Below are 11379 nucleotides of genomic sequence, written 5' to 3'. Positions count from 1 at the left end.
AGCAGCCTGGCTACGGCTATCAGACGGTGAACTACGCCCCTGCGCCTCAGGCTCCTGTGTATCACCAGCCTGCTTATGGCTATTCGCAGCAGAGCAGCTACCAGCAGCACTCCGGTTACGTGCAGCCGGTCTACCGCTGAGGCTCAAAGCAACGGACGGCTCTGAAGGCAGCCAAGTGCAAGCCCTCGCCCCGTTAGGGGCGGGGGCTAGATCGATGACAAGGAGCCGAAGAAGCCGCGACTGGCTCGGAGCGCCGTTCTTCGTGCCATCACTCGTCTGACGCTCGTGTTGTGTCCTCTGGCAATGGCAGCCGCCAGCCCTTTTGGCCAGTCATCTCCGCAGCGTTGCTCTGCAGCAACAACAGAGGCATCGATCCGCTGAAGTGCATTGCGTTGTTCTGCCATCGCTCTCCTGCCGTTGTCTTCACAGTGCTGCATGGCTGAGCGGCACTGCCGTGCTACCAGCTGCTCCTAGCTCTGATTCTCACGTCCGCCGCCACTCAACCCTCACCCCTGACTGGCGGGATCGATGCCCTGCCTCTGTCCATGCATAGACAGCCCCCAAGGCGCCATCGAATGGGGATGCCAGAGAGGTGGCTGAATAAGGCTTGACAGATGTGTGATACTTACTTCACGCCAAAGTGCCAGATAAAGGCCCACTGCGCGAGAACCGATAACTCGATTCCATGAACCGAAGACAAGTCGCTCCCAGAAGGGAGTGGAGAAAGTGGGGCATCCATCCACCCACCCATCAGCTCACTGGCTACGAATCCCCCCAACGCCGCCGATACCTGCGTGAGCTGGCAGAACAGGAACAATCCGAAGGGATTCATCAAGCTTCTCCTGCTTAATTGCATCCGCCCTGCATCGCTTCCAGCGCAGCGATTGACTCAGCTTTTTGTCGCTGAGTGCTCTTCATTTTTCATTTGATTGCTGGCTTTGCCTCCAGAAGCTTCACGGCTTCAGTGTTGGAACACCTAGGCCTCGAATGAAAGCGATTGGAATCCTGATCCAATCGCTTTCATCCACACCAGGTCGATGGAGTTGCAAACACCGCTCCAGGTCTTGGCCTTTTTGCAGGTTGTCACGAGTTCACTGGATGTGCCTAAGACATGGGCAGGCTTGGAGAGGCCTGTTGCTGCCGTTCCCCTCAACGCATTTGCTCGCGAGCACTACTGAACGGCTTGTCTGAGTGGGACGCTCTCTTTGTTTTGAAGCTCGCAGTCGATCAGAGCGGCTTCTGCAGATCCCTCTGCCGTTCGGAACCATTGCCCACGCGTTAAAGTCGCGGCCGCCCCTACCTCCACCGACTCCACTGCTGATGAAATGGGAATACACGCAACTTCGCTTTGTTCCCCGTGGCAAAAGCTGGACAGGTGAAATCGAGGAGCTTTGGCTCGATGACCGTCAGTTGATCTCTCGAAGTCACCCACAGAGGAACATCACCCTGGTGGGCTTGATGAATGAACTTGGGGAGCAGGGCTGGGAACTGATGACATATGCCCAACCATTTACGGGTTATCACGGTGGTTGCTACACCTTCAAGAGGGCTAAGGAATGATCCTGAGCCGCTAATCATGCTGAATTCTGATGCAGGGCGGCCCTTAATTGATCAGGCTGATTTCTTTTTCATCCAGCCTAAAAGCATTTCCACAACCTCGCCTCGGCTGGTGGCTCCCCATTCCCGCCTGCGCTGATCGAGCACTTTCACGAGTTCGGGGCTGAGATGCACGGTGTTCTCCGTTTCGTCTCTAACGTCCATGCCACGCAACCAGGTTGGTTGCTTTCTAGCTGCTTCACCGGGGTTTGTCGTTGCTGGGGTGCGCAGTTTTTTTTGGCAATCATGCCGATCCCTTGTCGGTGAGTTCATGCAGGCGGTCGATCAGCAGATCGACGTCGGTGTCGATGCCGCCATCGCGCTCCCAGGCATTGGGATCGAAGCGGGCTTGTACCGCTTGATTGAGCTTGGTTCCACTCAGGCGCTGAAGCATCGTTGAAGAGCTTTGCTGTGCAGTGCTGGCGGGCTTGGCTTGTTGCTCCTCTTGCGGCTCACCGACGACATGACAGGCAATGCGCCGTGTCTGGGGGTTGGCACGGTGCTCCCAGAGGTAAACGCCTTGCCACACGCCAAGCAGTAGATGACCTTGGTCAATGCTCAGCGTCATGGTCTGACTGGTCAACGCTGTGCGGATATGGGCTGGCATGTCGTCATCGCCTTCGTCGTCATGCAGGTATCGGGTGCGTTGGCCATCGCCATTGATGGGGCCTTGGCCGTCTTGGGGAACCACGGCATCCATCCAGGCCTGCAGGTCCTTGAGAACACGTGGGTCAGCATTTTCGTTAATCGTCAGGCTGGCGCTGGTGTGCAGGCAGGTGAGATGCAGTACACCCTGCTGAATGCCGGTGCCAGCGATCCAGGCATTGAGGAGTTCATTGAGCCGTGTAAATCCCGGCTCTCTGGTGGGCACCTCCAGTTGATGCAGGCGTTGGGCCAGGGCCATGCTTGCTGCAGTGAGCGGTCCCTACCGATAGCAACGCTCTGGCGATCAAAGCCTCGCGCCAGCCAAACAGGGCGCCATCCTTTCACCTATGCCCAAGAAGGATCATCCCCAGGTTGAACGCTATCCACAGAAGGATCGGGACGGTTGGTTGTGGTCTGAGCAGCAGCAGCTGGTCTGCCGGTTCCGCAATGCGCTGCCTTCAGCACATGCGAAGTGGATTGAGGTTGAGACCCGATCGCTCCATGCTGCTGGCCAGCCTGTGGTGAGGCGCCTGTTGCGCCACAACGCCATCGACGCTTGGACGCACATGCTGCAAGCCGGGTGGGTGCGAAGTGCTCCGAGGTGGTGATCCAGTGATCCTGCAGTCTTTGCCAGGCTGAATGCAGTGAGCCTCGTGCAGACGCGATGTCTTCTCAGGATCGACAGCAGGCCACACGCAGGATTCTGGAATCGAGCGGAACGCTGATCGAAGCTGATCACTTTGTGTATGCCTCGGGCGATCATGGCTCCGGATGGATCGCCAAAGATCTAATCAACTGTCAACCAGACCTTGCGTATCAGCTTGGGCAACTCTTAGGCGCGGAGATAAAGGATCGAGGCTTGAATCCTGACTTGGTCTGTGGACCTGCCATCGGTGGTGTGATTTGCGCTCAATACACCGCGTTGGCTCTCGGATGTGGTTGTGTTTTTGCTGAGCGTCAGCTTGATGCTGAAGGTAAAACTGCAAGCTTTGAGATCAAAAGAGGGTATGACGAGTTGATCAGAAATCAATCTGTTCTGATCGTCGATGATGTTGTTAATACTGGATTTTCAGTGCGCCTGACCTGCGAGGCCGTTGTTCGAGTCGGTGGCCGTCCGATCGGTATCGCCACATATGTGAACCGGGCGAATGTTGGGGTAGAAGACCTTGGGGTGGAGAGGTTTATCTTTCTCGATGAAGTCATCTTGCCTGCCTGGTCTGCAGACGAATGTCCACTGTGCAAGGCCGGTATTCCTGTGAATGTGCGTTATGCCCATGGCGCTGAATTTCTCGAAAGCCAGCAGCCCGGTGTGGTGCCTTAACGGTTCAGTTGTTGTGCATTGTCCCTGGCTGTTTCGTCAGCCTGATGGCGCAAACTCTTGAGCTAAAGGCTTGAATCCCCGCCCCTGCTCGGTTGGGGCTTTGATCGCTTAAGCACCTTCAAGCATGACCGGTTGTCCTGGTACCGGGGTGACAACAGCACTTGTCATCGGCTGCGCGACCGTGGCGCTGCTGCTGGTCTGCAGCCAGCGGCTGATCAAGCCTGAAAAGCGCACATCGCCTCCCGTTGTGCTGGCCAAGATCTGGCGTGGTTGGAAACGCTCCATCAGCTGAGGCAGCACGCTGGCTCCGGTGATGAAGGCCCCCGCTAGCGGCAGGCCTAGATCGCTCACCGGTGAGATCACTGTGTTCACACAACGATTGGGGAGAGCAGGATCAAGCACTCCATGGGGTTCGAGATACAGCGAGCCCTCCGGCCAATCCAGCAGGTATCCGTTCTCCACCATCGGCACACGGGCACCGGCTGAGGCCAGGATGTTCAGGCCATCCATCTGATGCTGTTCACCGGGTTTCAGGCTGGTGACGTGTTCGAAACCCAGACCTTTGACAACGCGCGTTGCTGCAGGTGATGCCACCACGGGCAGGCTGCGGGGTAGGCGTTGGAGGGTCGGCGGGTGGGAATGATCGGCTAACCCCTGGGTGAGCAGCAGTAAATCCAGTTGCTCCGGGATCGGCCATGGGTGCTGGAGTTCACCTTTGAGCAGCCAGTCACCCGGCGGAAACACCAGGGCCTCCACCAGCCAGGGGTCTACCAAAACCCGCAGTCCTGCGATCTCTAGTAGCCAGCTGTTGGATCCGAAATAGGTCGCTGACCCTGCCTTGCTCATGGCTGATTGCCGCTGGATTGGTCTGATGGCAGTGGTTGGGAGCCTGGCGGGGCGGAGAGGGAGTTGTCGATGCCGAGATCGATTTCTCCGATCCAGGCCACCATCGCGATCAGGCCGGCAACGGCCCCAACTAGTACAAACCAGCGGCGGGCAGTCATGGGGTATGGCGAACGCTGATTCAGTCCAACACGGCCATGGCCACACCGGTGACCGCCAGTAGGGAGGCAGCCACACCAGCAGCGCGTGGATGATCGCCCTCTTGGGATGCCACCAGAACTGCCATCACGGGTGCGGTGCTCAGCAGGGTGACAGCCACGGCCAGAGGGAGACGCTGCAACACCTCCTGCTGCAACAGGATGCCTAAGTTCGTGCCCAGCACCGTGGCTGTCATGACCCGAAGCCAGCGGCGTTGCTTCGGCCATGGACCAGCACGCTCCTGCCCATGCCATGGCCAGCCTCGAGACCCGAGCAGCCAGGGCAGCAGGCAGACCAGACCCCCCAGCAGCCTGACGGCGGAACTCTGTATCGGTTGCACCGCAGCGCTTAGCAGCACGCTGCGGGAGAGGGCGGCTCCACCAACACCACAGAGCACCGCCATCAGTGCCAACAGCAGACCGAGGGCCTGGGCCTGGTGGCCTCGATCACGCTCTGCCGTTTGTGTCGGCGGACGCTGTCGGGCCACGATCACGACGGAAAGGCTCACCAGGCTGGCTCCGCTCCAGGTGAGCAGGCCGAGGTCTTCGCCCATCCAGACAAGGCCGCTGATGGCAGCCAGCAGAGGTGCGAGTGCCTCAACGGTGAGGGTGCGACGGGTGCCGAGTCGCCGCAAGGCTCCGATGTAAAAGCTGTCGCCTGCAGCAATGCCGATGGCGCCGCTGAGTAGCAACATCAGCCACGCAGTTGGCTGATGTTGCCAGGGCACGGCGATGAGCACCGGCAGCAGCAAGAGGCAGGCGATGGCATTTTTGAGGCCGTTCAGTTGCAGGGAACTGAGGGATGTGGACAGGCTGCGCCAGAGGCTGCTGGCCACGGTCCATGCCAGGGCGGCGACGAGACCTGCCAGGACTCCCATCCGATCAGCTCCCTTGTCCCTGAAGCAGCGTTAGGCCAAGAACCAAGCCCACCACCAATCGGCCTCCGCCTCGCCGCCTCTCGGTGTGGTTCATTGGTCTGCGCGATCGTTGTAGTCAATCTGGCTGACAGCAAGGGGAATGCCCTGCTCACCTCATCGCTGCCCTGTCTGGTCTGTCCTTTGCTTGGAGAATCATGTTGAGAAGCCTGATGACGAGGGTATGGCTTCTGCCAGCTGTCCTGCTGTTCAGTGGTTGCGCCATCAATCGTCTGGCAGAGCATCAACTGATCTGTGCCCGCTTTGAGGCTGGTTACCTCACCCGATTGGAGGCCATCAAGCAGTTGGGCCTGCCTGAGCCCAAGACTGATGAAGAGCGCCAGGAGCTGGATGGTGGGATCGCCGGTTGGTTGTCCTACTGCCGGGTGCTCAAGCGTTGAGGTGACGTGATCTTGATGCCTTCTCTTTCGGAACGGTTGCTAGTTCGACCGTTTGATCGATTGTGGAGGGATGTATTCACACGTTAGTGATTTGCCAACATACGCTGTCACTGTATTGACATCATTTTGGCTCGGTGCATTGTAGCCGCTGCCTACCTTGCTGAGATCAAGCTTTGCCTTCAGCGTTTCCAGGTTGATCAGTAGTCTGACGAAATTGCTGGGATCGGTTTTGTCAAAAAGCTTGATGGCGAGGTTGCCGTTTTCGATGCTCCCCTGTGGTCCTCCTACTGCTATTAGCCCCGCTTGGATCGCCTCGTCGGGGATGAATTCGTTAAAGGGGATCTCCTTCTCGAGCTTGAAAGGGTCAAGTAAGGATGTGAAGTCATTGTGGGAAAACAGTTCTCCGGTGGTGTTGTCGAAATGCAAGTCGATGCCAATCGATTTGATCGAGCAGTAAATCCGTTTAACCGGAGATTGCCCAGGCAGATTCATTGAGATGGGCAAAGTGCAGCCCGTTAGTAAGGTCGCTCCTGTCAACAAGAGAGCCGTTTTGGTGAGCTTGTTCATTCTTGGATGGTGAAAATCTGGTAGGGCAGAGGTCAGCGGTGGTGATGCGCTTCACCAAAAGGGATCCGTGGCGAATTCGACCTTGAGTTCGCCACGTCTGCTGCTCGGAACCGTGCTGATGCAGGCTCGCACCGTCGTGCCGTTCACCTCGATCTCGCAGGCACCGCAACTGCCACCCATGCAGCCGGTGGGAATGGTTACCCCTGCATCCCGAGCCGCTGTCAGCCAGTCGCTGCCCACCACGTGTTCACCATGGCGCCCATTGGGCCAGTGAATCCGCACGGTTGTCATGGCCCCTCCAGGAGAGGGTCCAGATTCACATGACGCTCAAACGCGTCCGCGAGGCGATCGAGCAAGGCATCGCGCTGTCGGCTGTGATGGGGTTGGTCTTCGCTGAGAAGACTGAGTCCGCGGCGGTCCCGTAGTTGATTGAGCCAGCGCCGGCGCCAGGGTCCGCTTTCGAAAATGCCATGCAGATAGGTGCCCACCACCAGGCCCCCCTGGGTCCCCACGCTGCTGACCCAGCCGAGTGTGTCGTTGTCGCAGAGATTGGAGCAGTCCTCCACAGCCGTGGTGTGACCGCGATGCAGCTCAAATCCTTCCAGGCTCAAGCGTGGGCTCCCCATGGGCCAGTCGGCCACGCTGCTTCGCTGTAGTAGGGCCTTCTGGCTGCTGAACAGTGTGCTCAGTGGCAGCAGGTCGAGTCCGGCAACCTTGTTTGGGTTGCGAGGACCTTCGCGTCCCTCTGGATCGTGCAATTCCCGCCCCAGCATTTGCATGCCGCCGCAGATGCCCATCAGTTGGCCACCCTCATGCACGTACCGCACCAGGCTGGTGTCGAGGCCGCTGTCTCTTAGGGCCTGGAGATCGCGCAGCGTTTGTTTGCTGCCTGGAATGACCACCGCATCTGGTCGGCCGAGCTCTTGGCCTGGGCTGATCCAACGCAGTTGCACCGTGGGCTCGGCTTCGAGTGGGTCGAGGTCCGAGAAATTACTGAGCGAGGGCACTCGTACCACAGCGATCTCCACCTCGGCCCCTTGTTTGCGGCCACGCCGTTCCAGCAGGTCGAGCGAGTCTTCCGGGGGGAACAGCTCATCGAGCCAGGGCATCACTCCCAGCACCGGCACTCCAGTGTGTTCCTCAAGCCAGCGTCGCCCCTCGTCAAATAAGGATTGGCGGCCGCGGAAACGATTGATCAGGATTCCCCTGATCAGGGGGCGTTCCACGGGTCTGAGCAAGTTGAGGGTGCCCACAATCTGGGCGAACACGCCTCCCCGTTCGATGTCCGCCACCAGGAGGCAGCGGGCACGGAGGTACTGCGCCAGTCGCAGGTTGGTGAGATCGCGGCGCTGCAGATTCACCTCCACTGGGCTTCCAGCTCCCTCCAGCACAAGTCGGCCGCCGGGGTGGTGGGTTTGCAGGTTGGTCAGGCCCTTGCGAATGGCTGCCCAGCCTGGGCGAAACCATTCCTCGTAATACGTTTCTGCCCTTGCCCGGCCGACTGCCTGGCCAAGGTGAATCAGTTCGCTGGTGGAGTCGCCCTGGGGCTTGAGCAGCACCGGGTTCATGGCACATTCGGGCTCGAGGCCCGCGGCCCAGGCCTGAAGCGCCTGGGAGTAGGCCATCTCACCGCCGCTTGGATCCACCCAGGCGTTATTGCTCATGTTCTGACCCTTGAAGGGCAGCGGCTGCTCGCCGCGGCGTAGGAGCACGCGGCAGAGAGCTGCATTCATCAATGACTTGCCGGCACCGCTGCTGGTGCCAAGCACCATCAGCGGTGGGCGGGCTGGATGCGTTGTCATCGCCATGGCTGGGCTCACAACCGGGGCCGGCGTCGGCGCAGCCAGTGATGCAGCCGCTGGGCTAGCGAGGCTGGAGGGATGCCAGCGGGCCAGGCGAGTAGTAACTCACGTCCCATTGGCGTGAGGCGTACCCGTTCGGTCAGTCCCTGTCCATCCACCTCACGGCGCAAGACTCCGAGTTGGATTAGCCAGATCAGTTGGTCTTCCGTGCGTGATCGGTTCAGCTGGCTGCGGCAGAGTTCAGACCAGTCGGGACGTGCCGCGAGCTCAGTGCTACTGAGGGCTCCCCTCTCGAGAATGCTGTAGAACTCCAGCGCAAAGGGTAGACAGCGCACAGCCTGCCGGGCCCGTTCCCGGGAGCGGGCGGTCAGCAGGGTCTGGGCTGATGCGTTCACAGTGGCTGGTGGTTCGTGGCCCATTCTCGTGGCTGGAGCGGTCGGCCGTGCAGCCGTTGGCAGACTCTGCACATCCGCGTTGCAGCCGTGCTTTTGCTGGCATCCGCATCACCTGCTCGTCGCCGCTTGCTGGAACAGGCTGCGATTCATCACCGCGTTCAGGTGAGTGGCGTTGATGAGGAGGCGATTTTCGATCCAGATCCAGCTGAGCTGGTTCAGTTGTTGGCTTCAGCCAAGGCCTCTGGGGTGCGTGAGCACTGCGCCGATGAGGCGATCACAGCCGTGTTGGGTTGCGATTCTGTGCTGGTCTTTGAGGGTGAGGTGTTTGGCAAACCCGCCGATGCTGAGGAGGCGATCGCGCGTTGGCAGCGCTTACGTGGAGCATGGGCAGAGCTGCACACCGGCCACTGCTTGCTGCCCGGCCCTGCTGCTGCACCATCCCTTCCGGTACGCCGTTGTTGTGTCACCACTCGCGTGCTGTTCTCCAAGCTGACCGATGAGGAGATTGCGGCCTATGTCTCCACTGGGGAGCCAATGCAGTGTGCCGGTGGCTTTGCCCTTGAAGGACGAGGCGGCTGCTGTGTGGAGCGGCTGGATGGTTGTTACTCCAACGTGATTGGCCTCAGCCTGCCGCTGCTGCGTCGATGGTTGGCTGCTGCTTGAGCGTTGTCATTTTTCTCTGGCCGTAGCTAAGTCGAAGGTACCCCCTTCGTGCTCGGCTTGATGTTTGCTCTGCGCCATGCCTGCTGGCCTCTGTTGGCCACGTTGTCCTTGATCACGCCGGTGTGCGCCATGGAGCCTGTCCATCGCCCCCAGGTCGGGACTCCATCAATCGCATCCACATCAACCTCCTTGGATCTTTCATCCGAGCAGGCTCACTTCAGTGGGTCTTCGCAACGACTCGGTCAGTCAGATTTCGATGTCAACACGCCGGTTGCTCCTGGAGAGAAGGGCCGAGCTCCTAACGGACACTCGCTTCTCGACCTCAGTTTCTGATCGTCAAGCTCACGGTGGCATGCATCACCTCATGCCTGCCATTTGATTGTGGAGACTGGCTTCCCTGGCATGGCCGCCATCCCAGCAGTCTTCTCTGCAGGCTGCTTGGCTCAGATCTTTATCGCGCTCGTTTTGAAGACCGACTTCGTCACCAGACGATTGACTGCGCTCATGATTGAGCCAACACAAAACCCCGCCTTTCGGCGGGGTTGAGTGACGATCGTTGTTGGCTTGATGCCGGAGGGACTGATCGCTGTGATCAGTCGAGATCGGGCATGGCCAAAGTGGGTTCGGCCTGACGGTCGATTCCCTTTTCGAAACCGGCAGCAGCAGCGCGAGCGCGGCCTGCATGCCAGAGGTGACCCACCAGGAAGAAGAAGGCGAGCACAAACTGTGCTGCTCCCAACCACTGGCGAAGGTTCACGAAGTTCACCGAGTTGGGCTCGGTGATGATGCCTCCAACAGAGTTGAGTGAGGCATTAGGGGCGTGGGTCATGTATTCAGCGGCGCGGCGGACCTGCCAAGGCTGAATATCGTTCTGCAGCTTGTCGAGGCTGAGACCGTTGGGGCCACGGAGGGGCTCCAGCCAGGGACCACGGAAGTCCCAAAAACGCATGGTTTCACCACCGAAGATGATCTCGCCAGTGGGTGAGCGCATCAGGTATTTACCCAAACCAGTTGGACCCATGGCGGATCCGATATTGGCGCCAAGGCGCTGGTCACGAACCAGGAAGGTGAAACTCTGAGCCTGGGACGATTCAGCGTTGGTGGGTCCCCAGAATTCTGAGGGATAGGCGGTGTTGTTGAACCAGATGTATGCGGAGCAGATGAAGCTCATGAAGCTCAGAGCTCCAAGGCTGTAGCTCAGGTAGGCCTCACCGTTCCAAATGAAGGCACGACGCACCCAGCCGAATGGCTTGGTGATCACATGCCAAATGCCACCAAAGATCAGGGTCAGACCCAGCCAGATGTGGCCACCGATGATGTCTTCCAGGGAGTTCACACCGATGATCCAGCCCTCGCCACCAAACGGAGCACGGAACAGATAGCCGAAGATCACACCTGGATTCAGGGTGGGGTTGGTGATCAGACGCACATCACCACCACCTGGTGCCCAGGTGTCGTAAACGCCGCCAAAGAACATGGCCTTGAAGACCAAGAGCAGGCAGCCGACGCCAAGCAGAATTAGGTGATAACCAATGATGTTGGTCATCTGGTTCTTATCCCGCCAGTCTTGAGAGAAGAAGGTGGAATAGTTCTCCAGGATTTCAGGACCACGGATGGCGTGATAGAGGCCACCCAGTCCGAGCACTGCGGAGCTGATCAGGTGCAGAACACCGACCACAAAGAATGGGAACAGATTGGTGACTTCACCGCCAGGACCGACGCCGTAGCCAAGGGTGGCAACGTGCGGCATGCAGATGAAGCCCTGTTCGTACATGGGCTTGTCGAAGGTGAAATGACTCACCTCGAACAGCATCATTGCGCCTGCCCAGAACACCATCAGGCCAGCGTGGGCCACATGGGCACCCAGCAGACGGCCGGACAGGTTGATCAGACGAGCATTGCCTGACCACCACGCATAACCGGTTGAGTCAAGGTCTTTGCCGCCCGTGGCGACAAGACCGGAATTAAAGGGCGTTTCCACGGGGCAGAACCTCTTCAGGGAAGACGAAGTTTTCGTGCGGCTGGTCAGCCGGTG

Annotated in this window: 17 protein-coding genes and 1 pseudogene; 6 read left to right on the top strand and 12 right to left on the bottom strand. The window is 59.1% G+C overall.

Annotated elements, in window-relative coordinates:
- Nucleotides 1-206: 206 nt before the first annotated feature.
- Nucleotides 207-437 (bottom strand): hypothetical protein, encoded by a 231-nt coding sequence (locus DXY10_RS00095; protein WP_170955635.1) that lies wholly within the window; start codon nt 435-437, stop codon nt 207-209.
- 883 nt (nt 438-1320) lie between these two features.
- Between DXY10_RS00095 and DXY10_RS00085 the strand changes: the two genes are divergently transcribed.
- Nucleotides 1321-1560, top strand: coding sequence for a hypothetical protein (locus DXY10_RS00085; protein ID WP_115014608.1), 240 nt, complete (start codon nt 1321-1323; stop codon nt 1558-1560).
- 51 nt (nt 1561-1611) lie between these two features.
- On the opposite strand, the gene DXY10_RS00080 is transcribed toward DXY10_RS00085, so the two are convergent.
- Nucleotides 1612-1761, bottom strand: coding sequence for a ribbon-helix-helix protein, CopG family (locus DXY10_RS00080; protein WP_115014597.1), 150 nt, complete (start codon nt 1759-1761; stop codon nt 1612-1614).
- 79 nt (nt 1762-1840) lie between these two features.
- A complete protein-coding gene (locus DXY10_RS00075; RefSeq protein ID WP_115014594.1) occupies nt 1841-2500 on the bottom strand; it encodes a secondary thiamine-phosphate synthase enzyme YjbQ in 660 nt (219 codons plus the stop codon).
- An 88-nt stretch (nt 2501-2588) separates the two neighbouring features.
- Between DXY10_RS00075 and DXY10_RS00070 the strand changes: the two genes are divergently transcribed.
- Both DXY10_RS00070 and DXY10_RS00065 read left to right on the top strand, forming a co-directional pair.
- The gene (locus tag DXY10_RS00070) at nt 2589-2849 is read left to right on the top strand and encodes a DUF1651 domain-containing protein (RefSeq protein WP_115014591.1); all 261 of its coding nucleotides are present in this window, start codon (nt 2589-2591) and stop codon (nt 2847-2849) included.
- A 56-nt stretch (nt 2850-2905) separates the two neighbouring features.
- Entirely contained in the window at nt 2906-3562 is a 657-nt protein-coding gene (locus DXY10_RS00065) for a phosphoribosyltransferase family protein (protein ID WP_115014588.1), read from the top strand.
- A gap of 108 nt (nt 3563-3670) precedes the next feature.
- On the opposite strand, the gene DXY10_RS00060 is transcribed toward DXY10_RS00065, so the two are convergent.
- From DXY10_RS00060 to DXY10_RS00055, 3 genes are read right to left on the bottom strand one after another with little or no spacing between them, the layout of a single operon-like run.
- Nucleotides 3671-4408, bottom strand: coding sequence for an MBL fold metallo-hydrolase (locus DXY10_RS00060; RefSeq protein ID WP_115014585.1), 738 nt, complete (start codon nt 4406-4408; stop codon nt 3671-3673).
- A complete protein-coding gene (locus tag DXY10_RS14355) occupies nt 4405-4566 on the bottom strand; it encodes a hypothetical protein (protein ID WP_170955634.1) in 162 nt (53 codons plus the stop codon). Before DXY10_RS14355 ends, DXY10_RS00060 begins: the two co-directional genes overlap by 4 nt.
- A 20-nt stretch (nt 4567-4586) precedes the next feature.
- Entirely contained in the window at nt 4587-5480 is an 894-nt protein-coding gene (locus tag DXY10_RS00055) for a DMT family transporter (protein WP_115014583.1), read from the bottom strand.
- 209 nt (nt 5481-5689) lie between these two features.
- On the opposite strand from DXY10_RS00055, the gene DXY10_RS00050 reads away from it, so the two are divergent.
- Nucleotides 5690-5917: a hypothetical protein gene (locus DXY10_RS00050; RefSeq protein WP_115014580.1), complete on the top strand. Its 228-nt coding sequence runs from the start codon at nt 5690-5692 to the stop codon at nt 5915-5917.
- 39 nt (nt 5918-5956) lie between these two features.
- On the opposite strand, the gene DXY10_RS00045 is transcribed toward DXY10_RS00050, so the two are convergent.
- The 4 genes from DXY10_RS00045 to DXY10_RS00030 are packed head-to-tail and all read right to left on the bottom strand — an operon-like array spanning nt 5957 to nt 8705.
- On the bottom strand, nt 5957-6484 hold the full coding sequence (locus tag DXY10_RS00045) for a hypothetical protein (protein ID WP_115014579.1): 528 nt from the start codon (nt 6482-6484) through the stop codon (nt 5957-5959).
- Between the two features lie 51 nt (nt 6485-6535).
- Entirely contained in the window at nt 6536-6775 is a 240-nt protein-coding gene (locus tag DXY10_RS00040; protein WP_115014576.1) for a 2Fe-2S iron-sulfur cluster binding domain-containing protein, read from the bottom strand.
- The gene (locus tag DXY10_RS00035; RefSeq protein ID WP_115014606.1) at nt 6772-8256 is read right to left on the bottom strand and encodes a cobyric acid synthase; all 1485 of its coding nucleotides are present in this window, start codon (nt 8254-8256) and stop codon (nt 6772-6774) included. Before DXY10_RS00035 ends, DXY10_RS00040 begins: the two co-directional genes overlap by 4 nt.
- A gap of 44 nt (nt 8257-8300) precedes the next feature.
- The gene (locus DXY10_RS00030) at nt 8301-8705 is read right to left on the bottom strand and encodes an Npun_F0494 family protein (RefSeq protein ID WP_115014574.1); all 405 of its coding nucleotides are present in this window, start codon (nt 8703-8705) and stop codon (nt 8301-8303) included.
- A gap of 63 nt (nt 8706-8768) precedes the next feature.
- Here DXY10_RS00030 and DXY10_RS00025 point away from each other — a divergent pair, with 63 nt between their 5' ends.
- Nucleotides 8769-9344, top strand: a complete 576-nt coding sequence (locus DXY10_RS00025) for a nucleoside triphosphate pyrophosphatase (protein WP_115014571.1) — start codon at nt 8769-8771, stop codon at nt 9342-9344.
- A gap of 60 nt (nt 9345-9404) precedes the next feature.
- Nucleotides 9405-9677 (top strand): hypothetical protein, encoded by a 273-nt coding sequence (locus DXY10_RS00020; RefSeq protein ID WP_136988948.1) that lies wholly within the window; start codon nt 9405-9407, stop codon nt 9675-9677.
- A gap of 259 nt (nt 9678-9936) precedes the next feature.
- Here the strand turns inward: DXY10_RS00020 and psbC are convergent, their stop codons facing one another.
- Together psbC and DXY10_RS15090 are read right to left on the bottom strand one after the other, a co-directional pair.
- The gene (gene psbC, locus DXY10_RS00015) at nt 9937-11325 is read right to left on the bottom strand and encodes a photosystem II reaction center protein CP43 (protein ID WP_115014566.1); all 1389 of its coding nucleotides are present in this window, start codon (nt 11323-11325) and stop codon (nt 9937-9939) included.
- A pseudogene (locus tag DXY10_RS15090) lies at nt 11309-11379 on the bottom strand (photosystem II protein D2); the annotation flags it as partial. The pseudogene DXY10_RS15090 and the gene psbC, both read right to left, overlap by 17 nt.

Source organism: Synechococcus sp. UW140 (assembly GCF_900474295.1).
Classification (GTDB): domain Bacteria; phylum Cyanobacteriota; class Cyanobacteriia; order PCC-6307; family Cyanobiaceae; genus Synechococcus_C.
Note: the sequence above shows the minus strand (reverse complement) of the source record. Positions and strands in the feature narration are given on the sequence as shown.